The organism is Salifodinibacter halophilus, assembly GCA_012999515.1.
Lineage (GTDB): Bacteria > Pseudomonadota > Gammaproteobacteria > Nevskiales > Salinisphaeraceae > Salifodinibacter > Salifodinibacter halophilus.
The window spans coordinates 116,707-139,306 of sequence record JABEEB010000001.1 but is presented as its reverse complement, the minus strand read 5'-3'; the positions used below and the strand labels follow the sequence as shown (position 1 = coordinate 139,306).

The window sequence follows — 22,600 nt, the reverse complement described above, 5'->3', positions numbered from 1 at the left end:
GGCGCGTCAGCGCTGCCCAGCCACGACATCGAGGATGGCACGACCATAGCGGGACGCCTTGTGATCGCCGATGCCAGGCACTTCTACCAATTCGCCGATGTCGGTCGGGCGTTGGCGCGCAATGTGGGCGAGTGTCGCGTCGCTACACACGACATAAGCCGGCACGTCGTCGCGGTCGGCCAGTTCACGCCGCCGGGTGCGCAAAGCTTCCCACAATGGCTCGTCTTCCAGCTCAATCGGCGGCTTATCGGCTTTGCGATTCCCCGATTTCTGCTGACCACGATCCAGTGCGAGTTCGACCCGACGCTCGCCGCGGAGTACCGCCCGCGATTCACCCGCAAGCCGCAGACCACCGCTGCGCTCGGGATCAGCGTAGAGATAACCATGCGCGATCAGGTAACGGGCGACCGCACGCCAGCGCCGCGTACTCAGGTGAGTGCCTATACCAAACGTCGATTCCTTTTTGAAATTCGCTTGGCGCGGATCATCACCAACCGCGCCGCGCAAATGATCGATGACCAGACCGAAACCGTAGCGCTGACCGGTTCGATAGACGGCCGAGAGCATCATCCGCGCTTCCCGCGTGGCATCCACAGTGGCTAACGGCGACAAACAAGTGTCGCAGTTGCCGCAGGGCTGATCCCGGGTTTCGCCGAAATACGCAAGTAGCGCAATCCGCCGACAACTGACCTGCTCGCAATAGGCCAGCATGGCATCGAGTTTGTGGCGCTCAATCTGTTTGCGGGCTTCCACAGCCTCGCCTTGCTCGATCATGCGCCGACGCTGAACGACATCATTTAGGCCATAGACCATCCAGGCATCGGCCGGATAGCCGTCGCGACCGGCGCGGCCAGTCTCCTGATAGTAGGCTTCGATACTAGCCGGCAGATCGAGATGGGCGACAAAACGCACGTCGGGTTTATCGATCCCCATGCCGAAAGCAATGGTCGCGCAAATCACCACACCGTCCTCGCGCAGAAATCGCTGCTGATTGGTGCGGCGGACCTCAGCCGATAACCCGGCGTGGTAGGCCAGCGCATCGACGCCGCGGCCGGCCAGCCAATCGGCTGTCTCTTCAGCCTTGCGGCGTGACAAGCAATAGACGATACCCGCCTCGCCGAGATGCTCGTCGCGGATAAACGACAATAATTGGGCGCGGGCGTTGCCACGCTCATTAACGCGGTAAGTAATGTTCGGCCGGTCGAAACTATGGATATAGAGCGGTGCATTGGCCAACCGCAGGCGCTCAACGATTTCGTCACGCGTGGTGGGATCGGCTGTCGCCGTCAACGCAATCCGCGGTGCCGCGGGGAAACGATCCGCCAGTTCGGCCAAACGCCGGTATTCCGGCCGAAAATCATGGCCCCACTGCGATACACAGTGCGCTTCGTCGATAGCGAACAGGGCAATCGGTGCATCCGCGATGAGCGCCAGCATGCGTTGGCTCATCAGGCGCTCAGGGGCGATATAAACCAAATCGATCGTACCGGCCAGCATCGCCGATTCGATCTCAGTGCGGCGTGCGCTATCCAGGCCCGAGTGCAGTGCTTCGGCGCGCACGCCCAGCGTAGCCAGAGCGCTGACCTGATCATTCATCAGTGCGATCAAGGGCGAAACCACAACCCCAACACCGGTGCGCGCCAGTGCGGGAATCTGATAGCAGAGCGACTTACCACCGCCCGTCGGCATCAACACGAACGCATCGTCGCCGCCGACAATCGTGTCGACGATCTCGGCCTGCCGACCGCGAAACTCGGAAAAGCCGAAAACGCGCTCGAGGATCGCCCCCGGCTCGGTGTGCGTCGCGTCGTCCATCAGATGGTCACGCGACCACTGTAATATCCATCGCGGTCTGTCACGCGTTCAGTCAATCGCCGAGCTACAGCGTTTTGGTTGGACGCGTCACATGAGGCTGCTCGGCGAGCAAGGCCTCGATACGCGCCTGGGTTTGACCAGCATCCTTAGCCAGGAACTGGACGCCGACGCCCGCCGGCGACTGCCCGCCATGCGGCGCTATGTAGCAAATCTTGCCAGTCACCGGCAGGCGCTCGTTTTCGAACAACAATTGCAGAAACACAAAGAGCTCATCGCCGAGTGTATAGCTTTGCCCGGCAACCTCGCTGCGCGGTACGAACACGCCACCGTTCTGGATAAACGGCATATATGCCTCGAACAGTTCATTCTGGTCGGCAATGTCCACGTGGATGACGCCACAGCTATCGGAAATGTTCGATTGAACAGCCATCGGTTATCGGTTCGACTGCCGACCCATTGCCTCGATTCGCAACAGTACCGACTCCATGACGAGTTGCCAATCGGCGTTGCTGTAGCGAAAACGCCCCGTTTCGGCGACCCGTTCGGCGAGCGCCTGCCAGTCGGCCAGTGCCCCAGTTTCGGTCAGCGCAGCCAGACGCGGCGGCAAGTCGACACCATCGGTAACGCCGAGTCGATGTTCCAGTATGGCGTTAACGCGTCGGGCCAACCAGTCGAGCCAGAAGGCGGGCGCAGCATCACTCGCCCGCTCGGCCACGCCGGACACACTGGCACGCCCACTCAAAAGGCGTGCCAGATCCGCATCCCAGCGCTCGAGCCACGCGGTGGAATCGGTATCCGCGCGCTCGGCCACGGCGAGTGGTGCACGCAGACTGTCACGATCGACCGCAGCGGACGCCAAACCCTGCTGGTCCAGCCAGTCGCGTCCGGCTTCCGATGTCGGTGGCGCCAAGCGCCAGACCGTGAAGCGACTGACAATCGTCGGCGGAATGGCCGACGGCCGCTCGCTGACCGCCACGATTATGCTACCGACGGGCGGTTCTTCGATGATCTTGAGCGCACTGTTGGCTGCGCTTCGGTTTAACCGCTCCAGTGGTGCGATCCAGCCAAGCCGCCCCATTGGATATTGCGGCGTCAACCGGAGTGTATTGGCAAACGCACGCACCTGGTCGACCTTGATTTCACCGCCAACCTCGGCCGGGACCAGGGTCGTAAGATCCGGATGCGTGCCGGCAGCATATAATCGGCAGCCAGCACACGCGCCGCAAGCGTAGCCCACGGACTCTGGCTGACGACACAACAACGCCATGCAGACGTCGTTGACCAGCCGGTCGACACCAACCCCGGGCGTGGCTGTGAACAACACCGCCTGCCCGAAGCGACCGACCGCAATCGCCTCGGCCATTTGTCGCCGAATCGTCTGCTGCCAGGGCAACGTTCCGGCCGGTGTCTGACTCATGGGACCCACTCGGCCAGTTTTTCTGTCACCGCGGTGGTTACCGCCTCGGCCGATCCATTGGCATCGACGACGCAGTAGCGCTCGGGCGCAGCTTCGGCCCGCGCGAGATAGGCCCGGCGCACGTGCTCATGGAACACCAAACGTTGATTATCGAAACGGTTACGGTGATCGCGCAGCTCGACACGGGCCTGGCCATCAGCGGGCAACAGGTCGAAAATAAAAACCAGATCTGGCTGTCGGTCGCCGACAACGGCCCGGTCGAATGCATCGACCGTGGACTCGCCCAGCCCCCGACCGGCGCCCTGATAGGCATAGCTGGCATCGTTGAACCGATCGCAGACAACCCATGCGCCACGGGCTAGCGCCGGCTCGATAACTTCGGCCAGGTGTGCCGCGCGCGCCGCATAGACCAGACTCAGTTCGCTCGTTGCCGGCATCGTCGTTGCGTAATCGGTCATCAACACACCGCGTATATCATCGCCAAGCGGCGTGCCGCCGGGTTCACGGGTAGTGACCACTTCATAGCCACGGGCGGTCAGCCAAGCGCTGATTTCGGCGACCTGTGTGCTTTTGCCCACACCTTCACCGCCCTCCAGGGCGATAAACCGTCCGCGCGGCGTCGCTTCGCGATCGTTTGTCTCCGTCATTTTCGATACTTCCGGATCGCCGCGCGCTGGCCGGCGAGTGTCTTGGAAAACACGTGGCGGCCGCCCCCCTTGGCCACGAAATACATTGCATCCCCTGGCGCCGGATGCAGCGCGGCGCGGATCGCCGCGCGCGACGGCGTGGCGATCGGCGTCGGCGGCAGGCCGGCGCGCGCGTAGGTGTTAAACGGCGTGTCCTGTTCCAAATCAGCGCGCGTGAGTTCCTGATCGAATAGCTTCTGACCGTAGATGACCGTCGGGTCGCTCTGCAGACGCATTTGCCGACGCATTCGGCGGCTAAACACACCGGCAATCCGACTACGTTCGGCCGCCAAACCAGTCTCCTTTTCGATGATCGAGGCCAGAATCAACGCTTGATACCGGGTTTTAACCACGGCGTTATCAGCGCGCTTCGGCCACACATCATCCAGGAATTCGTTCATCGCCTGGTAAGCGCGTTGCAAAAGCGCACGGTCGGTTGTCCCCACCGGGAAGCGATACGTATCCGGCAAAAAACGGCCTTCCGGGGTCCGGTCCGCATGGCCAAGTGCCGCCATAACCTGTTTCGGCGATTTGTCGGCTAGCGTGTGCTTGATGTCGGGATCGCGCTCGATTTTGTGTAACAGTTGTTGGAACCGTCGTCCCGGCACGATCGTGAGTTGCGTGCGCGCCGTTTGCCCAGCAGCCAAAGCGGCCAGTACGGCGCGCGGCGTCTGCTCCGGCTTGACGCGATAGTGGCCACTTTTGATGCGACTGCATTCGCCCGATAGTCGGCCATATGCGCGCCAATACCAACGCGCCCGCGCTGCAGCGAAGACACCGGCATCGCTTAGACGCTGCGATACACTGGCGCAGTTGGCGCCGCGCGGGACATTGATCAGCGCCGGCTTGTCCAACGCCGCCGACCGGGTGAGCAGGCGATACGCATCAAAGCCCGCGCCGCCAACCAGCGCCAGCACGATGCCGGCGAGCACAGCCGCGACACCGGCAACGATCCAGATCTGTCCGCGGCGTTTCTGTTTTTTAGGCATCAGCACTTCGTGCCAGCATCACGGTCGCACGCTCGGCGAAAGCCTGGCTTTGAGAGAAATGTTTGACGCCGATACGGGTGACCGGCCTCACCCCAGTGACGCTGTTGGTCGCAATCGCGCCGACAAAACCGTCGAGATCACCCGGCCGAATATCTGTTTCGGCGACCGAATCGCCGAGTTCAGCCAGCAAGCGTGCACGTGTCGCGCCCGCCACGCCGGCGCGGGTTAATGCCGGTGTGGTTACACCGCCATCGGCATCCACGAACAAAAGATTACGCATCGTGGTACAGACTAACCAACCTTCGGCGTCACACATCGCCAGGTCGGCCACGCCGGCACGCTGGCACGCCGCGCGCGCGATCACCTGCTCCAGCCGACCGAGATGCTTGATCCCGGCCAGAGCCGGCTGAATGCCGAGTGCGATATCCGATATGGACAGATCCAGCGGTTGATTGTCCGCCGCGTGCCCTGGCCACGGCGACGCCGTAACAATGCGACGAATACCGGCGTCGGCGGGTGGTGCGTAGCCACGCCCGCCGCCGCTGCGGGTCACCGTGATGCGCGCCACACCGCCGGTTGAGTCGGCGAAAAGTTTCACCAGATCGGCACGTAAGTCTTCTTCAGCAGGCACTTGCAGACCCAGCGCCGAACAATCGACCGCGAGTTGCCAATACTGGGCACGCCAGGCAATAGGCTTGTCGGCCGCCACGGTCAGCGTCCGAAATATGCCGTCGGCATAGGTTAGACCCCGATCATCGGCCGGAATCCGGTCGGACCAATGCCCGTCGACTAATGTTGATGCGCCAGCCGACGGTTCGGCTTGGCGGTCGGCTTCGCTACCCATCCACCCATTCACCATGCGCGGCGAACGCGTTCAACACACCACGGGCCTTGGCGCGGGTTTCGGCCAATTCGGCCTCTGCGCTCGAGTCGGCCACGATACCGCCCCCGGTGCGAAGTGTGAGATCACGCCCACGCTGACTGATCGAGCGAATGACGATATTCGAATCCAGTCGGCCACACCGGCTGACATAACCAAAAGTGCCGGTATACGGCCCACGTGGCTCGGCTTCCAATTCGGCGATAATCTGCATGCAGCGCACCTTGGGACACCCCGTGATCGTACCGCCCGGGAACACCGCGCGTAGTGCATCGCCATAACGAACTTCCGGCGCCAGCGCGCCCCGTATGTTCGACACGATGTGGTGCACGCGCGCATAAGACTCGGCGACCATAAGCTCATCGACCGCAACGGATCCAGGCGTGCATACACGCCCCAGGTCGTTACGCTCCAAGTCGATCAACATCACGTGCTCGGCACGCTCCTTGGGATTCGCGAGCAGATCGGCGATGACAGCGTCTTGATCGACATCCGGCCGCCGCGGCCGTGTGCCGGCAATCGGCCGCGTCTGGATTATGCCATCGTCGATCGAGGTCAAACGTTCGGGCGAAGTAGAGATCAGCGCATTGTCACGCCATTGCAACAGCCCCGAAAACGGCGCCGGATTGGCGGCACGCAGAGCGGCATACAGTTCAGCCGGTGCGGTTTCACGCGCCAGTCGACCGTGCCAAGCGCGCGACAGGTTAGCCTGGAAAATGTCACCGGCGCGAATATAGTCGCGGGCCTTGTCGACCGCCGCACAATAGTCAGACGGCGGCTGTTCGCGCCATTCGGCATCGATCGAAGACGGCGCCTCAAGGGGCGGCGTATCGGCCACGTCGGCAGCCATTGCCGCAAGCCGCCCGTCGTCCGGCGTTTCACAGACCAGATCGACGGCGCCGGTTTGTCTATCATGGACAATAGCCGCCGGGCAGCGAACCGCGAACGCGTCGGGCCACATGCTCGAATCGGTTGCCGGTAGCGACAGACTCGGCTCGACGGCCCCGGCCATTTCGTAGCCGAGATAGAAAAACCAGCCACCGATAAACGGCACGCCGGGCAACGAGTCGACGTTGCCACACCCGGTACCGAGTTGTGCGAAAAATTCAGCGCCATCGCGTACCGGCGAATCGACGGTAACTTCGTCGTCCGGAAACGCGAGTGCGAGGTCATAGCGGCTCTGCGCGACCGCGCCGGCGCTAGATTCGAAAACGAAGGGATAACGGTCCGGGCGTTCGGCCGCTAACGCGGCGAGATCGATGCCATCGGCCGCTACACGACGCACACTAATATCGTCGCGTTGTTTCACACGCGTATCGTTGCCACTCGCTGTTGCCGTGGTGTGGTCAGTAGGATCCAGGCGAGTCAATAGACGCGGCGAAACACCAGACTACCGTTGGTGCCACCAAAACCGAACGAGTTGGACAACGCGTAGTCGATGGTCATGTCGCGTGCTTGACCCGGAACATAATCGAGACGACAGCCTTTGTCCGGTGTCTCCAGATTGATGGTCGGTGGCGCGATCTGATCGCGCATCGCCAACAATGTAAAGATGGCCTCTGCCGACCCGGCGGCGCCGAGCATATGGCCAGTCATAGACTTGGTCGAAGTCACGGCTGCATCGTGCGCGGCATCGCCAAGCACCGATTCGATCGCCTCGCTTTCAACCACATCACCGCCCGACGTCGAAGTGCCGTGCGCATTAATGTAATCGATGCGCGCGGGATCGATTTCCGCATCGCGGATGGCGTTGCTCATACACTGGCGGGCGCCGTGCCCACTCGGCATGGTGATGTGGTGTGCATCCGCACTCATTCCAAAACCGACCAATTCGCCATAGATCGGCGCGGCGCGAGCACGGGCACTGTCGATGTCTTCCAACATCACGACGCCGGCACCATCGGAGAGCACAAACCCGTCGCGATCGGCATCCCACGGCCGGCTCGCTGCGGCCGGATCGTCGTTGCGCGAGGATAATGCTTTGGCCGCACAAAAACCGGCCAGCCCAATCGGGTTGACCGCCATTTCACAGCCACCGGCGACCATGGCGTCAGCATCACCGGCCGCGATCATACGAGCCGCCAGGCCGATGTTATGAACGCCGGTGGTACAAGCTGAGACCGCGGCAATATTGGGCCCATTCAAGCCAAGCTGGATCGAGACCTGACCCGCTGCCATGTTGGCAATACTGCTCGGGATGAAAAAAGGCGACACTTTCTTGGGGTTGGAGTCGGCATCATGAAACGACACGCAAGTGTTATGGATCGTCCCAATGCCACCGATACCGGAACCGACGGCAACCCCGACACGGTCGTTTTGTTCCTCATCCAATGGATAACCGCTGTCGCGGAGCGCTTGCACCGAGGCCGCTACACCGTAGTGCACAAACGGATCAAAACGCTTAACCGACTTCGCGGGCATATAGTCGGTCGGATCGAAACCACGGATCGGACCACCAAACCGTGTTGGAAACTTGTCGACATCGAACGTATCGATCGTACTAATGCCGCTGCGACCGGCGACCAACGATCGCCAACTCGACTCAACATCGAGTCCAACCGGCGACACCATCCCCACACCGGTGACGACTACGCGCTTTTGTCTCAATTCACGCCCCTGCGAATCCATTATCGCCGACCGCGCGCAGCGATCGGCCAAGAGAAAAGTCTATCGAATAAAACCTATTGGGACGCGTTGGACTTGATGTAGTCGATAGCACGCTGAACTGTGGTGATCTTTTCAGCTTCCTCGTCGGGTATTTCCATATCGAACTCTTCTTCGAGCGCCATGACGAGTTCTACCGTGTCCAGTGAGTCAGCGCCCAGGTCATCCACGAAGCCTGCGCTACCCGTCACTTGATCGTCGCTGACCGACAATTGCTCAGCGATGATTTTTTGCACTCGTTCTTCAACACTACTCATTGCGTTCTCCTTTCGATTCGCAAGGGATATTGCCCATTGACCAGCGCACTGCTGGATTCCGCCATAAAACAGCGCGTCATTCTAGATAAATTTGCCAAAGCCCGCCAAGATCAGCCGCCCATATCCAGGCCGCCATTGACCGACAACGTCTCGCCAGTGATGTAGCCAGCCGCCGGTGAGGCCAGAAACGACACCGCGTCGGCGACTTCGTCAGCCGCGCCCAGGCGGCCCAGCGGGATCTGGTCGAGCATGCGCTCACGCGTGGCTGCATCCAGCGCCTGCGTCATATCGGTATCGATAAAACCCGGGGCGACCGCGTTCACGGTTACCGCGCGCGAGCCAACCTCCCGCGCCAACGAGCGCGTTAGACCGAGCAGACCAGCCTTGGCCGCGCTGTAATTAATCTGGCCCGCATTGCCCGTTTGGCCGACAACCGATGAAATGTTGACGATGCGACCGTTCTCGGCCTTCATAAGACCGCGCAACGCGGCTTTCGAGACTCGATAAACACCACTGAGATTCGCTTCGATTACGCTGGACCAGTCCTCTTCCGACATGCGCATCGCCAGATCATCGTGCGTTACCGCGGCGTTATTGACCACGATCGACGGCAGACCAATGTCTGATTTGATCTGTTTGAACAACGCCTCGACACTAGCCGGATCGGCAACATCGAGTTGGTAACCAGCGCCCGGTGCAGCAGCGTCAGCCAAGCGCGCACCAATCGCCTCGGCGCCCTCTGCGCGCGTCGCCGTTCCGATCACACACGCCCCATTGGCCGCCAGCCGGTCACTTATAGCCGCGCCAATACCGCGCGTCGCGCCCGTAACGAGCGCAACACGGCCATCGAGGCTCAAGTTGGTTGCGTTTCTCACCTTGTCGTCCCTTTTCGAGTCCGTCAGCCAGTCTCACGCACAGCGCGGTCGAACGCGCTTGCATCGCCGAGCGAGACTGTGTCCAGTGTCTTATCAATCCGTTTGTTCAGGCCGGCCAGCACGCGCCCCGGACCGCATTCGTAAAACATATTCGCGCCAGCGTCACGCATACGCTCGACGCAGTCTACCCAGCGCACCGGCTGCCAGAGTTGTTCGACGAGTGCGCGCTGGATATCGGCACGCTCGCTGCGCGATGCCGCATCGACGTTGTGCAACACCGTGATGTCGGGTGTCGCCAGCTCGGTCGCGTCGAGCGCCGCCTCGAGTGAGGCCACCGCGGGTCGCATCAGCGCGCAATGTGACGGCACGCTGACCGCAATTGGCCGCACCATACGCGCGCCGGCTTCGCGTGCCTGTTCTGAGGCTTTTTCCACGGCACCGGCCTGACCCGCAACAACGACCTGCCCCGGTGCGTTGTAATTAGCCGGCGAAACGATTTCACCGCTCGCCTCAGCCGCGCTGTTACAGACGCTTTCAACGCTGGCGTCGTCGAGACCAATGACTGCAGCCATCGCGACTTCCACGTCGGCGACAGCGTCGGTCATTGCCTGCGCACGCCGTGTCGTAACTGACAGCGCCTCGACAAAAGACAACGCGCCGGCAGCCACGAGCGCGGCGTACTCACCCAGGCTGTGGCCGGCCACGAATGACGGCTTCTGCCCACCGGCGGCCAGCCATGCACGATAAATCGCCACGTCTGCCGCCAGCATCAAAGGCTGAGTATAAACCGTCTGATCCACGATCGACGCGGGACCTTCGCTAATAAGCGCGGCCACATCGTAATCGAGTATCTGGCTGGCCTCATCAAGTGTCTGGCCAATAGCGGCATGGTCCGACGCCAAGTCATCGAGCATGCCGACGGACTGTGCCCCCTGGCCCGGGAATAGCATCACGGACTGCAAAGTTTTTAATGTTCCTCGCAAAGCGTTATTGGCGCGCAGGATACGCGAGGCGCGCGGCTTTCGCTATACAACCTTTGTCCGTGGTGTAGATCGCGATCAAGCTAGCGGCTTGCAGCGCAAAAGATTGCAAGCACTCCATCCGCCTTCGCTTGTTTCAACGCTTGGCGGGTTCGTCGAACGTGACTCATAATCACACGTAACACCCATCCGACCGCCATGCGGTCAGACGATAACCCGCGTTGAACCGAGCCACCGAGCCGATTACTACCCAACCACGCGAAAAGATCATCGTCGGCCTATCGGGCGGCGTGGATTCCGCTGTTGCAGCGCTAACGCTGGTTGAATCCGGCGCCGACGTCGAAGCGCTTTTCATGTTCAATTGGGACGAGGACGAAACCGGACGCTGCCAGGCCGCCGCCGATTTCGATGATGCCGCTGCTGTGTGCCGCCAGCTAGATATCCCACTCCACCGTGCGGATTTTTCGGCCAACTACAAAGCGCGCGTATTCAGCTATTTCCTCGACCGGCTTCAGGCTGGCCGGACGCCGAATCCGGACGTGTTGTGCAACCGGGAAATCAAATTCGGTGTCTTTTTCGACTACGCATTGCGGCTTGGCGCCGACCGCGTGGCAACCGGCCACTACGCCCGTGTGGGAAGCGCGGATGCCGAACCGGCACTTTTTCGCGGCCGCGACCCTGGCAAAGATCAATCGTATTTCCTGGCCGCGATGCCGCGGACTACGCTCGCCCGGACACTGTTTCCGCTCGGCGACATGGTCAAATCCGAGGTGCGCGAGCGTGCGCGGTCCGCCGGCTTCGACGTCCACGCCAAACCCGACAGCACTGGCGTGTGTTTTATCGGCGAGCGTGATTTCGAAGGTTTCCTGCGCAACTACTTAAACACTGACCCAGGCCCAATTCGAGTCAGTGGCGGTGCCCTCGATGGTCAATTGATCGGCGAACACCGTGGCCTGCATGCCTACACCGTGGGCCAACGTCGCGGCCTAGGGCTCGGCGGCGTAGCCGGCGCCCAACCCAGTCCCTGGTTTGTCGCCGACAAAACCGTGGCCGACAATACACTCTGGGTGACCCAGGAACCGGACCATCCGCGACTGACCGCGACACAATTAACCACTAGTGCTTGCGATTGGTTGATCGACGCGCCGACCCGGGCCTTCAAATGCACGGCCCAGGTGCGTTATCGCCAAGCAGCTGTCGCTTGTCGCGTCGAACCACTTGCCAACAACGCGCTCAACGTAACCTTCGACCGCCCCCCGGGCTCGATCGCCGAAGGCCAATACGTCGTTTTCTACGACCACGAGCGCTGCCTCGGCGCAGCCGAGATCGAGCACGTCGAGACTGACACAACGCCGGGTCGAGCCACTGTATGAATGATGCCCAACAAGACGTATTAGGTGACCAAATACTCGCGCTGGCGGGGGTATGCCAGTTCGCCCTCTACGCGCACGAACTTGCCGTGGCTGGCGGCGGCTACGCGGCACGCCACTATGTCGCGCGCCAGGTTATTTTCGCCACTAACCCCGAGACGGTGGGTGAAGTCTTCGGCGAGACCGGCAATTTAAAAGACGGCCTGGCCTATGTCCGGCGTCAGTTGACGGGCAAGCAAAACGACAACGGTGCGAAAAACGATGACAAGCGCATCGCGCGCTATATCGGCCAGGTGCTAAAACTCGCCAGCAAGCTACGTCACGACGACAGCACGCTGAGCAATCTATCGGTAGCCATCGACCGTGCCAAGGTCGCGCCGCCGGCCAACGCCACGGCGATCCTCAACACGGCATACCAGAACAACATCAGCCCATTGCGGCCACGCATCGTCTTACAGGGCAACCGCGACTATCTCGGCGATAGCGAGATCCTGCCCTATGTCCGCCTGCAATTACTGGCAGCCGTGCGTTGCGGCATCCTCTGGCGCCAGTGCGGTGGCCGTTTTCCAAGTCTATTTCTACGCCGGCGCGCGCTGCTGGCCGCGTTGGAGCGCGTCCATACACGGTTTAGTTAGTCACCAGCTCATTCCGGCACCGAACCATAGCCGTTTTCCCGGCGATCACCCGGCCACAGGAAAAAACCGGCCAGGATCAGCGGCCCAATCAATGGGAAGATCCCCAATATGAGCCACCAAGCACTCAGGCCCACATCGTGCAAACGCCGGCTGCTGATTGACCAAAACGGCACGACATGGAGCAACGCCGCAAGCGTGCCGAGTATCTCGAGACGCACCGGCGCTTGTGGCGGCTCGGGGCGAAATGGCAACTCAAGCGTGACACCAAGTGCGCTGCCGACCAGCGAAAAGCCCAACCACCACAACAAAACAATTAGGGCAAACCCCCAGAACTGACGCCGGTCGGCACGGCCTGTGACTTCACCGTACTGACACATGGCCGCAACGTAGGCCGCCCAAGGTGTGCGTGACGCCGTACTCATGTCATGACCGTGCCGTCGGAAACATGGCTGCCAGGCGTTGCAGCCAACGCATGATGTAGCGCTCGCATGCGGCTCAAAATGCCGAGCGGCGATAGCCACGATAACGCGGCTTCCAAAAACAACGTCGCACCTCGGCGTCCAAATACTCGCTGCTGGTGGCCAGTGCGACACCGTCGCTTTGCGCTTGGCCGGCAACGGCACGGGCCACCGCCGTTGCCACTGACTGTATCGCACCCAACTCCGGCAGCAGCGCCCCCTGGCCGCTACGGCCGAGTGGCGACTGCTCGGCGAGTTCCTCGGCAGCCGCCATCAACATATTATCGGTAACGCGCCCGGCCCGCGCCGCCGCCACGCCAAGGCCGACACTCGGAAAGATATAGGCATTATTGCACTGTGCTATTGGCAACCAGCGCCCCTGAAACTCCACCGGATCGAACGGGCTGCCTGTCGCGATTAATGCCCGGCCACCGGTCCAGTTCAAAAGATCAGCCGGGGCGGCTTCAGAATTCGAATTAGGGTTGGAAAGCGGCATGATGAACGGATCATCACAGTGTTCGGCCATGGTTTCGACCACGGCCTGCGAGAACAGCCCACCCTGCCCCGACACACCAATCAGCACCGTCGGCCAGACGTTGGCCACAACCTGTTGGAACTCGTCGTCAACTTCATGCGACCAATCCAGGATTTCCGAGCGCGGCCGGGCGAAGCGACGTTGTGATGCCGATAGCCCGTTCATATCGTCGGTGACCAGTCCGTCGCGGTCGACCATATAGATACGGCGTCGGGCATCAGCATCCGACAAACCAGCCCGCATCATGGCCACGACTACTTGCTCGGCGATGCCGCAACCTGCGGATCCGGCACCCGCGAACACGATCGTCTGTTCGGTGATCGACGCACATTTGGCCTTGCAGGCCGCTAGAAGCGAACTGACACACACCGCTGCCGTTCCCTGGATGTCGTCGTTGAAACAACACAGCTCATCGCGATAGCGCGCCAACAAGGGAAGCGCGTGGCGCTGATCGAAATCCTCGAACTGAAGCAGCACGCTGGGCCAACGGCGCTTAACAGCCTGCACAAACTGATCCAAGAAATCGTTGTATTGTTCCTCGTCGATGCGTTTATGGCGCCACCCCATATACATAGGATCGGCGAGCAGATCGGGGTTGTCGGTACCGACATCGAGAACAATCGGCAGCGTGTAGGCCGGGCTGATACCCCCACAGACCGTGTACAGCGCCAGCTTGCCGATGGGAATACTCATCCCACCGCTCCCTTGGTCGCCAAGGCCCAGGATACGTTCGCCGTCTGTGACGACAATGACTTTGACGTTGTCCTTGGTCGCCGCGCGAATCATGTCGTCCATGCGTTCGCGATCGGGATAAGAAATAAACAGCCCCCGATGATTGCGATAGATCTCGGAAAAACGCTGACACGCCTGCCCGACCGTGGGCGTGTAAATAACCGGCAGCATCTCCTCAAGATGTTTTTCCAAAAGCCGGAAAAACATCGTCTCATTGTCATCCTGGATGCCGCGCAGATAGATGTGCTTATCCAGATCAGAGTCGCACTGACAATATTGCCGGTAGGCGCGATCAACCTGCTCCTCGATGGTCTCGACGTTCTGTGGCAGCAGCCCCACCAGATTGAAATCGTCGCGTTCCTCGTGCGTGAACGCGCTGCCTTTGTTCAAAAGGGGCATCTCGAGGAGCGTCGGACCCGCGTAAGGTACGTAAAGAGGCCGCTCGGCCGACCGATCATCCGCCATAATCAATGCCTGGTTGCGACAGATACCGCGAGCATAACCCATCGCGATTCTGCACCGACAACCCGCTTAGCCGAGTGCGCCGTGCGCCCGTGTAACCAAAATCAAAGCGCCGATCGCCACGAGCGCGATTGCGAACAATAGTTGCAACGTGGCGCCGGCTAGATAGCGCGCCACACGGCGACCGAGAAACATACCCACAAGGCTGCCGCCGAGAAACAGATACAAAATATTCATATCCAGCGAGCGCCCAACGACCAGCGCCGAAAACAGCCCCGACATCCCGGTGCAACCGATAACAAGCAGCGACGTGCCAACAGCACGATGCATACCCAGCCGTGTCAGGCGCACCAGAAACGGCACGACCAGAAACCCGCCGCCGACACCGAAAAAACCAGAAATCACACCAACGCCGCCACCTATCGAGGCCAGCAGCGCGACACAGCGCGGCCGCAGCCGCAAACCGCCGGCTTCGCTGCTGTCTGCGCGCTGGCACGGTTCGAGACCATGCCCTTCAGGCTCGCGTTGCAGCGCACTACGCACGGCATTTGTGTTTTCCGGACTGCGCAGCGCGGCGCGCCCCATGCGGACTGCGACGATAATCGTCAGCATCCCAAATGCGGTAAGCAGCCAACGCTCGTCGACGAAATCGCCGGCTAAAATACCGAGTGGCGCGGTCACCATGCCGGCGACCGCAACGATCAAACCGGCGCGGATCTCGACCAACCCACGGCTGACACCTTCCGCCGCGCCGAATAAAGAAGTCACAGCCACGGTCGCCAACGACACAGCGATTGCGGCATGAACAGGCATGCCGACCACATAGACCAGCAGCGGCACCGCGAAAATCGAACCGCCACCGCCGGTCAAGCCAAGCGCGAGGCCCACCAGTATGCCGAGAGTAATGATCATGGAACGCCGGCACCCCAGTTCGTATGTCTAGATAAGATAACCGCCATCATGCCCGAGTGCGTGCCGACAAATGCGGCGCATCACAACAAGTGCGATTGGCGCACGATAACCGGTTTTACTTCGCGCCTATTGAATCACGGCTAGCTCGACGCCAACACCTAGTTAGCGCGGTCGATCGATACATCGGCAGCCGATGGCTATAGCGTACAATTTAATCCTCTAAGGACAATGGAGTCTGCATGCCTACCCGTACCGCTGACGCCCGCTGGCAGGGCGATCTAAAATCCGGCAACGGCAATATGCGCCTTGGTAGCGGCGCATTCGAAGGCCAGTTCTCGTTCGACACTCGATTCGAAAACGGAGCCGGCACCAATCCCGAAGAGCTTATCGGCGCAGCCCATGCCGGCTGCTATTCAATGCAGTTCTCGGCCATGCTAGCCGGTGAAGGCTATCCGCCGGACGCCGTCGACACACACGCCGACGTCGAATTCTCCACCAGCGGTACGCCAACCATCGAAACGGTCGCGCTTACTACGCGTGGCAAAGTGCCGGGTATCGACAACGACACGTTCATGCGGCTGGCCGAAGAGGCAAAAAATGCATGCCCTGTGTCCCGTCTGTTCGAAGGCGCCACCATCACGCTGTCGGCGACACTTGAATCGTAACGTCGTCAGACGAACTTACCTAAATCACAAAGGAAATATCGAGAACTATGGAAATCCAACAAGACAGCGTCGTGACGATTCACTATGTTTTGCGCGGCGATGACGGTGAAGTCGTGGACCAGTCCGATGGTCAACCGCTTTCTTACCTCCACGGCCACAGCAACCTGATTCCGGGCTTGGAAAAATCCCTCGACGGCCATGAGCCGGGTGACGAAGTCGAAACGACCGTGACCCCCGAGGAAGGCTACGGCCAATACAACGAGGACCTGGTCCAGAACGTCAGCCGTGACGCGTTCGAAGGTGTCGACAACCTGGAAGTCGGCATGAGCTTCCGTGCTGAGTCGGACGCGGGCAACATGATCGTCACGATCAAGGAAGTCGGCGACGAACAGGTCACAGTCGACGGCAACCACGTTCTTGCCGGCCAAAACCTCAACTTCGTGGTTACTGTGGCGGACGTACGCCAAGCGACCAGCGACGAAATCGAACAAGGCGATATCGCCGAGGCCGCTGCCAACGATAGCGAGTAACACCTTGACCACCGCCGATTCGCCGGTTCTGCTAATAACCGGCGGCTCGACGGGAATTGGGGCGGCCAGTGCTCGACTGGCCGTCTCAAAAGGCTACTGCGTCGCGCTCGGCGCCCGACACGTCGACGCGGTCGAAACGTTGGCCGCCGAGCTCGGCGGGCCATCCGTGGCCTTGGCGCAAGCCTGCGATGTGAGCGATCCCACCTCGATCAACGCGTTCGTGGCTGCCACACAGGACACATTCGGCCGCATCGATGCTGTGTTTGCCAACGCCGGCGTCGGTGGTTCACCGGGCGGTTTCTGCGGCGCCGATCCCAAAGCGTGGCACACCATGCTGATGACCAACGTCTACGGCGTTGGGCTAACGATTCAGGCGGCAGCCCCTGCGCTGAAAGCCACCCGCGGTCATCTGCTCATCACGGGCTCGGCCGCCGGCCGCGCGACTATCCCCGGCTCGATGTATAGCGCGTCGAAATGGGCTGTCTCAGCGATTGGCTACGGTGTGCGCGAGGAACTCCGCGGCAGTGGAGTACGCGTCACCCTGATCGAACCCGGCATGGTCGATACGCCTTTCTTCGATAACCGTCCCGAGCACGCACTCAGCGACGACGACGTCGCCAACAGCGTGCTATATGCGCTGGCACAACCCGCCAACGTCGACGTCAACGAGATACTGCTGCGTCCGACACCGCCGCTCGATAACTGACTGACACCGTCAGGATCGCTTTTGTAACAAAAAGCCAGCAATCCAGCCTTCGCGACCGCCGGAAAACGTCGCCAGCATCCAACCCTGCCATGCACGTTTCACGGTGGCGTGATCGCCAGCGCTAACCTGGAACTTGACCGGCGCACTACGTGCCGGCCCGCCATGCACATTGACTGAGTCGGCCGCCACGATCTGCTTCGCCGCCGCTCCGCTTACAGCATGGCCTCGCTTGCCCGCACTCGGCTGCGCCGGTTGTCCTTGCTGATCTTGCGTGCCGTTAGCACTGAGCTCATCCGAATGAGTCTGCTCAGTGGTTTTTTGTTGTCGCAGCGCTCTGGCTTTGATCCAGCCAAGCCGGTGGCCATCGAGCAGTAACACCCGCGTCCAGCGCGGCTTGGATTCGAGCCTAGCCACGGCTGTATTCCGCTTTAAACGCATTTTCACTTGCGTCTCAGCGTCCGGCGATGAGTGCATGGCGGTCCCGTTGCTGGCGACATAACGATGCGGCAAGCGCCCGACGATACGGGATAGATTATTGCTCGCCTCGGCGTTGCCGCCGCGCACGGCGCGTACTGCCCAGATCGCAGCTTGACCAAGGTCCTGGTCCACACCGTCGCCGCGGGCATACAGAACCGCTAAGTTGTTCTGCGCTGCCGCTTGGCCGTCACGAGCGGCGCGCCCAAACCAGTGCACAGCTTCGGCCTTGTCGGCCGCAACGCCTCGCCCTTGGGCATACATGACGCCCAGATTCTGTTCGGCCCTAGCCTGATGCTGTTCAGCCGCTTTCCGGTACCACTGGCGTGCTTTAGCCCAGCTCTGTTCCACGCCATAGCCGTTGGCGTACATGACGCCCAGATTGTACTGCGCGTTGGCATGGCCATCTTTGGCGCGTGGCTGGATACGAGCCAGCATCTTTTGGGCTTTGGCAGGGGCTATATCCGGTGTCTCTTTGGTATCAGCAACCCCTGCCCCTGCCACAGCGGCGGCGCACAAAATCGCCGCAACAATAACCGCGACAGCAGCTCGATCAGACTGGCATCGTTGAAACATATATCTAGCGGAAAGTTATACGAGCTACAAGGTTTAATAATTTTATCAAATAACCACACTGCTTCGGCCCGATTCCATACAGCCGCCGCAACCGGCTAGACGTGGCCAATACCTGTCTTTGCCTTATTGCCAGCTTCATCGTCTTTCGATCATAGCGAGGCAGCACTGGTCCACTACCAGCTTTCTTTAAAAAATCCCGACCAATTCTGCGCTCGACAAACCTTATAAAGCATCAAAAATTTATTTTTATAACAAAATATTTCCATCTTGCTTGCAATTCATGTGCCTTATGCGTATTTCATGTTAATTTCCTACGCTGTTTCAGGTGTGTGGCGCGCAACGGCACTCGTCGCGGCGCGCTTTTGTAAGGACGATACATGGTGGCGACCTGCCGAGCTGCGCTTGCACTACTTTTTTTGGGCTGCACAGTTACTTATACCTCGCTGGCACCGGCCACTACGAATGCAGAAACACCATCCCAATCCACGTCCGAAAACCAACGCCACAATCACCCAACTGGCGATTCCGGGTTTCGTCTTAGCAAGGCAAGCGGCCTGATCCCGGCCAAAGGGCCGCGCTGGCGGCGCATCAAGGTCGAACAAGGCGACACACTTGCCAGCGTGTTGCAACAAGCTGGCCTCGAACGCGGCATATGGCACGACGTCGTGGCAGCCGGATCGGCAGCCAAGGCTTTAAAGCGTCTGCACCCCGGCGACCGCGTCGCCATCGAACGCGACTCGAGCGGCAAACTGATGGGACTGCGCTACCAACTTTCTTCAGACAAAACGCTGGTACTGACACGCAAGAACGGCGATCTTAATGCCCGCATCCAGCAAATCCCCGTCACAAAGCGGCGTCTGATCGCGCACGGAACAGTGCGCCAGTCACTTGCCAATTCGCTGGCCCGGGCGCGGGTACCTGCACGCGTAGCTAACCAGCTTACACAGATCTTCAAGCATCGCTTTAACCTGTCTAAAAATATCCAGTCGGGCGACCACTTCAGCATCATGTATCAGGCTCGCTACAGTGCCGGTCAACGCTTCAGCATCGGTCCGGTTATCGCCGCCACCCTGCGCACAAATGGGGATCAACTAACAGCATTCCGCGCTACGGGGCCAGACGGCGATACGGGCTATTACGCTCGCGACGGGCGCTCATTGCAGCGCTCCATTTCCCGGCATCCTGTCGACTACACACATATCAGCTCGCCGTTTAGCCGGTCGCGCGTCAATCCAGTGACCGGCAAGCGCGAGCCGCATCACGGCGTTGACATGGCCGCGGCCGTTGGCACACCGATCCATGCGGCCGCCGATGGCACGGTCAAATACAAAGGCTGGAAAAACGGCTACGGGCGCATCGTCCAGCTCAAGGATTTCGGCGGCTACAGCACCCGCTATGCCCACATGCATCGCTTCGCGAAAGGTCTGCAGGAAGGCGAACACGTCAAACAAGGACAAATCATCGGCTATGTCGGCCAATCGGGCCGAACAACCGGGCCGCACCTGCACTTCGAAATTCGGAAAAACGGCACGCCACATAATCCGATGACCATGGCTCTGCCCGGCGGCCGGAAACTGCCCACGGCGCGCTTGGCGCAATTTAAAACGCGCATCAAACCACTGGTCGCCAAACTGGAGCAGGCCGAGCATCAACGTGTTGCCGTGCAGTCAACGGATTACCGAAGCCCGGTCTGTCAACGACAAGTCGGCATCGGTCGACAGCTCTCAGTCGACCCAACCGCCATTACAAACGCCAACGAAACTGGGATCAATCTCTTCTGCCGCACAAGTGGCTGAGCAACGTCTCTGGTGCCCAGATCAACCGGTTGTGGCTGGCTGCATGAGCCCATCGCCTCGGTTAACACTGTTGACGAAACAGCCGCTCCAACCACGGCTGCGATAAGCGCTGACATAAACGCCATCCAAGGCACTGTTGCCACTCGGGGTACCCGATAAGGCCCACCATCAGGTACGCTGAGCACGCGTTTTTCAACTGAGTGCGTCGTGGACCTCGTTCGCATCATTTTCTCGATACTCCTGCCACCGCTTGGCGTTTTGCTGCAGGTCGGCCTCGGCCTTCAGTTCTGGATCAACATTTTGCTGACGATCTGTGGCTATATTCCCGGCGTAGTACACGCTGCCTATATCATCGGCACACGCTGATACGTTCATCGCTCAGCCGCCACGCATCCACTTGCCTTGTCGATGAAAAACCACTCAGGGTCGACATGATTGCCGGCTCAACCGGCTTTGTTGCACTTTCTGGCCATCACGCCACATCGACGTACACCGGCACCAGATATAATGGGTGGATGAGCGCTAACGCACCGTCGATCCCATGAGCGAGCGCGATGTACTCGAGTACGACGCCGTAGTCGTCGGGGCCGGCCCGGCCGGGCTGACAGCGGCTATTCGCGCCAAGCAAAACGCGCCGCACAAAGAAGTTTGTGTCTTGGAAAAGGCCGCCGAAATCGGTGGGCATACCCTATCCGGCGCCGTCATCGAAACCCAACCGCTGGATACACTGCTGCCGGATTGGCGCAATAACCCGCCGCCGGTCTGCGTTGACGCGACCGAAGATCGGTTCCGCTACCTCACCCGCGAGCACAGCATCCCCCTGCCGACGCCGCCGCAGCAGAAAAATCACGGCAACATAATCGTCTCACTGGCCAGCTTCGTAGCCTGGCTAGGTACACGCGCCGAACAACTTGGCGTGGAGATCTACCCTGGCTTTCCGGCCGCCGATATCGTGTTGGACGATGCCGGCCAGGTTGCGGGCATTCGCACACCGGACATGGGGCTGGACAAAAATGGCCAACCCAAGCCCGGCTTCGCACCGGGCGTGGAAATTCGCGCGCCACTAACCCTGTTCGCCGAAGGCTGTCGCGGCCACTGCAGCAAACAACTTATCGAGCGCTTCGAGCTAGATCGTGACGCCGACCCGCAGACCTACGGCCTCGGTCTCAAGGAGCTCTGGCAATTACCCACCGGTCGTACGACACCCGGGACATCCGTGCACACGATCGGCTGGCCGTTGGCCAATGAAACCTACGGCGGCGGTTTTATCTATCACCTCGACAACGATCGTGTGGCGGTGGGTTTCGTGGCCGGACTGGATTACGCCGACCCGCGGCTCAATCCGTTCGAACTCTTTCAACAGTTCAAGCATCACCCGAGCGTGTCACGGCTGCTGGACGGCGGCGAAATCGTAGCGGCCGGCGATCGCAGTCTGGCGGAAGGCGGTTGGCAATCCCTGCCTTGCACTGAGATGCCGGGAGCGCTCCTTATCGGCGACGCTGCAGGCACGCTGAATGTGCCCAAAATCAAAGGCGTGCACACTGCTATGACCACCGGCATGCTGGCCGGCGATCATCTGGCTGCCGACGTCGGTAGCGACGGCTTCGACGCGAGCGTGCGTCACTCCACTGTCGGTCGGGAACTCTACAGTGTACGTAACATCCGGCCAGGGTTTCGGCATGGCCTATGGCCAGGCTTAGCCAACGCTGCGTGGGAAACCGCGGTCGGCGGACGATCGCCCTGGACGTTGCCCAACCACGCCGACTGGCGGGCAATGCAGTCGCTGGCCGAAATCGACGACGAAACGCCGGCCGAACGTCGCGAATATCACACGCGCGAACTGCCACCGGTCACGCGCGAATCATCGGTCTATTACGCACAGACTGAGCATGATGAAGACCAGCCGGTGCACCTTCAGATCCTCGAGCCAGATATTTGCATGACCCGTTGTCGGCACGAATATGGCAACCCGTGTACGACGTTCTGCCCGGCCGGCGTCTACGAAGTAGTTGACAATGACAATGGTCAACCACAGTTACAGATCAACGCCGCTAATTGCGTCCATTGCAAGGCCTGCGACATTAAGGATCCGTATCAGATCATCAATTGGGTCGTCCCCGAAGGCGGGGCTGGCCCTAACTATTACAATCTGTAGGTAAACACCCGCGTCGGGGCCGTGATGGCTA

General features: G+C 60.4%; 23 protein-coding genes. 8 read left to right on the top strand and 15 right to left on the bottom strand.

What is annotated here, in order from left to right:
• Positions 1–6: 6 nt before the first annotated feature.
• The 11 genes from recQ to fabD form a co-directional block, all read right to left on the bottom strand.
• Positions 7–1,815, bottom strand: coding sequence for a DNA helicase RecQ (recQ, locus tag HKX41_00650; protein NNC22668.1), 1,809 nt, complete (start codon positions 1,813–1,815; stop codon positions 7–9).
• 64 nt (positions 1,816–1,879) lie between these two features.
• Entirely contained in the window at positions 1,880–2,245 is a 366-nt protein-coding gene (locus tag HKX41_00645) for a pilus assembly protein PilZ (protein ID NNC22667.1), read from the bottom strand.
• A gap of 3 nt (positions 2,246–2,248) precedes the next feature.
• Entirely contained in the window at positions 2,249–3,232 is a 984-nt protein-coding gene (locus HKX41_00640) for a hypothetical protein (GenBank protein NNC22666.1), read from the bottom strand.
• A complete protein-coding gene (locus HKX41_00635) occupies positions 3,229–3,879 on the bottom strand; it encodes a dTMP kinase (protein ID NNC22665.1) in 651 nt (216 codons plus the stop codon). Before HKX41_00635 ends, HKX41_00640 begins: the two co-directional genes overlap by 4 nt.
• Positions 3,876–4,907, bottom strand: coding sequence for an endolytic transglycosylase MltG (gene mltG, locus HKX41_00630; protein ID NNC22664.1), 1,032 nt, complete (start codon positions 4,905–4,907; stop codon positions 3,876–3,878). The genes HKX41_00635 and mltG overlap by 4 nt, the downstream gene beginning before the upstream one ends.
• Positions 4,900–5,751, bottom strand: coding sequence for an aminodeoxychorismate lyase (pabC, locus tag HKX41_00625; protein ID NNC22663.1), 852 nt, complete (start codon positions 5,749–5,751; stop codon positions 4,900–4,902). The genes mltG and pabC overlap by 8 nt, the downstream gene beginning before the upstream one ends.
• Positions 5,744–7,078: an aminodeoxychorismate synthase component I gene (locus tag HKX41_00620; GenBank protein ID NNC22662.1), complete on the bottom strand. Its 1,335-nt coding sequence runs from the start codon at positions 7,076–7,078 to the stop codon at positions 5,744–5,746. The genes pabC and HKX41_00620 overlap by 8 nt, the downstream gene beginning before the upstream one ends.
• Before the next feature lie 74 nt (positions 7,079–7,152).
• Complete coding sequence (gene fabF, locus HKX41_00615; GenBank protein NNC22661.1) at positions 7,153–8,394, bottom strand: beta-ketoacyl-ACP synthase II; 1,242 nt, start codon at positions 8,392–8,394, stop codon at positions 7,153–7,155.
• Positions 8,395–8,468: 74 nt separating this feature from the next.
• The gene (acpP, locus tag HKX41_00610; GenBank protein ID NNC22660.1) at positions 8,469–8,708 is read right to left on the bottom strand and encodes an acyl carrier protein; all 240 of its coding nucleotides are present in this window, start codon (positions 8,706–8,708) and stop codon (positions 8,469–8,471) included.
• A gap of 110 nt (positions 8,709–8,818) precedes the next feature.
• Positions 8,819–9,565, bottom strand: a complete 747-nt coding sequence (gene fabG / locus HKX41_00605) for a 3-oxoacyl-ACP reductase FabG (GenBank protein ID NNC22659.1) — start codon at positions 9,563–9,565, stop codon at positions 8,819–8,821.
• Positions 9,566–9,606: 41 nt separating this feature from the next.
• On the bottom strand, positions 9,607–10,533 hold the full coding sequence (fabD, locus tag HKX41_00600; GenBank protein ID NNC22658.1) for an ACP S-malonyltransferase: 927 nt from the start codon (positions 10,531–10,533) through the stop codon (positions 9,607–9,609).
• A gap of 272 nt (positions 10,534–10,805) precedes the next feature.
• Here fabD and mnmA point away from each other — a divergent pair, with 272 nt between their 5' ends.
• Together mnmA and HKX41_00590 are read left to right on the top strand one after the other, a co-directional pair.
• The gene (mnmA, locus tag HKX41_00595) at positions 10,806–11,936 is read left to right on the top strand and encodes a tRNA 2-thiouridine(34) synthase MnmA (protein NNC22657.1); all 1,131 of its coding nucleotides are present in this window, start codon (positions 10,806–10,808) and stop codon (positions 11,934–11,936) included.
• A complete protein-coding gene (locus HKX41_00590) occupies positions 11,933–12,568 on the top strand; it encodes a DUF489 family protein (protein NNC22656.1) in 636 nt (211 codons plus the stop codon). Before mnmA ends, HKX41_00590 begins: the two co-directional genes overlap by 4 nt.
• 8 nt (positions 12,569–12,576) lie before the next feature.
• Here HKX41_00590 and HKX41_00585 read toward each other — a convergent pair whose 3' ends face one another.
• From HKX41_00585 to HKX41_00575, 3 genes are all read right to left on the bottom strand, one after another.
• Positions 12,577–12,990, bottom strand: coding sequence for a DUF805 domain-containing protein (locus tag HKX41_00585; protein ID NNC22655.1), 414 nt, complete (start codon positions 12,988–12,990; stop codon positions 12,577–12,579).
• Positions 12,991–13,063: 73 nt separating this feature from the next.
• Positions 13,064–14,758 (bottom strand): NAD-dependent malic enzyme, encoded by a 1,695-nt coding sequence (locus HKX41_00580; GenBank protein ID NNC22654.1) that lies wholly within the window; start codon positions 14,756–14,758, stop codon positions 13,064–13,066.
• A 66-nt stretch (positions 14,759–14,824) separates the two neighbouring features.
• Positions 14,825–15,667, bottom strand: coding sequence for a sulfite exporter TauE/SafE family protein (locus tag HKX41_00575; GenBank protein ID NNC22653.1), 843 nt, complete (start codon positions 15,665–15,667; stop codon positions 14,825–14,827).
• Between the two features lie 239 nt (positions 15,668–15,906).
• Between HKX41_00575 and HKX41_00570 the strand changes: the two genes are divergently transcribed.
• From HKX41_00570 to HKX41_00560, 3 genes are read left to right on the top strand one after another with little or no spacing between them, the layout of a single operon-like run.
• The gene (locus HKX41_00570; GenBank protein ID NNC22652.1) at positions 15,907–16,332 is read left to right on the top strand and encodes an OsmC family protein; all 426 of its coding nucleotides are present in this window, start codon (positions 15,907–15,909) and stop codon (positions 16,330–16,332) included.
• Positions 16,333–16,379: 47 nt separating this feature from the next.
• Positions 16,380–16,862 carry a peptidylprolyl isomerase gene (locus tag HKX41_00565; protein ID NNC22651.1) on the top strand — a complete coding sequence of 161 codons (483 nt, stop codon included), beginning with the start codon at positions 16,380–16,382 and terminating at the stop codon, positions 16,860–16,862.
• Positions 16,863–16,866: 4 nt separating this feature from the next.
• Positions 16,867–17,568 carry an SDR family oxidoreductase gene (locus HKX41_00560; GenBank protein ID NNC22650.1) on the top strand — a complete coding sequence of 234 codons (702 nt, stop codon included), beginning with the start codon at positions 16,867–16,869 and terminating at the stop codon, positions 17,566–17,568.
• Between the two features lie 9 nt (positions 17,569–17,577).
• On the opposite strand, the gene HKX41_00555 is transcribed toward HKX41_00560, so the two are convergent.
• Positions 17,578–18,480, bottom strand: a complete 903-nt coding sequence (locus HKX41_00555) for a hypothetical protein (GenBank protein NNC22649.1) — start codon at positions 18,478–18,480, stop codon at positions 17,578–17,580.
• 515 nt (positions 18,481–18,995) lie between these two features.
• Between HKX41_00555 and HKX41_00550 the strand changes: the two genes are divergently transcribed.
• The 3 genes from HKX41_00550 (at position 18,996) to HKX41_00540 (ending at position 22,569) form a co-directional block, all read left to right on the top strand.
• A complete protein-coding gene (locus HKX41_00550) occupies positions 18,996–20,414 on the top strand; it encodes a peptidoglycan DD-metalloendopeptidase family protein (GenBank protein ID NNC22648.1) in 1,419 nt (472 codons plus the stop codon).
• Between the two features lie 207 nt (positions 20,415–20,621).
• Positions 20,622–20,780: a YqaE/Pmp3 family membrane protein gene (locus HKX41_00545; protein NNC22647.1), complete on the top strand. Its 159-nt coding sequence runs from the start codon at positions 20,622–20,624 to the stop codon at positions 20,778–20,780.
• 175 nt (positions 20,781–20,955) lie between these two features.
• Complete coding sequence (locus HKX41_00540) at positions 20,956–22,569, top strand: electron transfer flavoprotein-ubiquinone oxidoreductase (GenBank protein NNC22646.1); 1,614 nt, start codon at positions 20,956–20,958, stop codon at positions 22,567–22,569.
• Positions 22,570–22,600 lie beyond the last annotated feature (31 nt).

Excerpts from the sequence above, each read along its gene's own strand:
- recQ (NNC22668.1), bottom strand. The coding sequence starts at position 1,815 with ATGGACGACGCGACGCACACCGAGCCGGGGGCGATCCTCGAGCGCGTT.
- HKX41_00645 (NNC22667.1), bottom strand. The coding sequence starts at position 2,245 with ATGGCTGTTCAATCGAACATTTCCGATAGCTGTGGCGTCATCCACGTG.
- HKX41_00640 (NNC22666.1), bottom strand. The coding sequence starts at position 3,232 with ATGAGTCAGACACCGGCCGGAACGTTGCCCTGGCAGCAGACGATTCGG.
- HKX41_00635 (NNC22665.1), bottom strand. The coding sequence starts at position 3,879 with ATGACGGAGACAAACGATCGCGAAGCGACGCCGCGCGGACGGTTTATC.
- mltG (NNC22664.1), bottom strand. The coding sequence starts at position 4,907 with ATGCCTAAAAAACAGAAACGCCGCGGACAGATCTGGATCGTTGCCGGT.
- pabC (NNC22663.1), bottom strand. The coding sequence starts at position 5,751 with ATGGGTAGCGAAGCCGACCGCCAAGCCGAACCGTCGGCTGGCGCATCA.
- acpP (NNC22660.1), bottom strand. The coding sequence starts at position 8,708 with ATGAGTAGTGTTGAAGAACGAGTGCAAAAAATCATCGCTGAGCAATTG.
- fabD (NNC22658.1), bottom strand. The coding sequence starts at position 10,533 with ATGCTATTCCCGGGCCAGGGGGCACAGTCCGTCGGCATGCTCGATGAC.
- HKX41_00590 (NNC22656.1), top strand. The coding sequence starts at position 11,933 with ATGAATGATGCCCAACAAGACGTATTAGGTGACCAAATACTCGCGCTG.
- HKX41_00585 (NNC22655.1), bottom strand. The coding sequence starts at position 12,990 with ATGAGTACGGCGTCACGCACACCTTGGGCGGCCTACGTTGCGGCCATG.
- HKX41_00580 (NNC22654.1), bottom strand. The coding sequence starts at position 14,758 with ATGGCGGATGATCGGTCGGCCGAGCGGCCTCTTTACGTACCTTACGCG.
- HKX41_00575 (NNC22653.1), bottom strand. The coding sequence starts at position 15,667 with ATGATCATTACTCTCGGCATACTGGTGGGCCTCGCGCTTGGCTTGACC.
- HKX41_00570 (NNC22652.1), top strand. The coding sequence starts at position 15,907 with ATGCCTACCCGTACCGCTGACGCCCGCTGGCAGGGCGATCTAAAATCC.
- HKX41_00565 (NNC22651.1), top strand. The coding sequence starts at position 16,380 with ATGGAAATCCAACAAGACAGCGTCGTGACGATTCACTATGTTTTGCGC.
- HKX41_00555 (NNC22649.1), bottom strand. The coding sequence starts at position 18,480 with ATGCTGGCTCGTATCCAGCCACGCGCCAAAGATGGCCATGCCAACGCG.
- HKX41_00550 (NNC22648.1), top strand. The coding sequence starts at position 18,996 with ATGGTGGCGACCTGCCGAGCTGCGCTTGCACTACTTTTTTTGGGCTGC.
- HKX41_00540 (NNC22646.1), top strand. The coding sequence starts at position 20,956 with ATGAGCGAGCGCGATGTACTCGAGTACGACGCCGTAGTCGTCGGGGCC.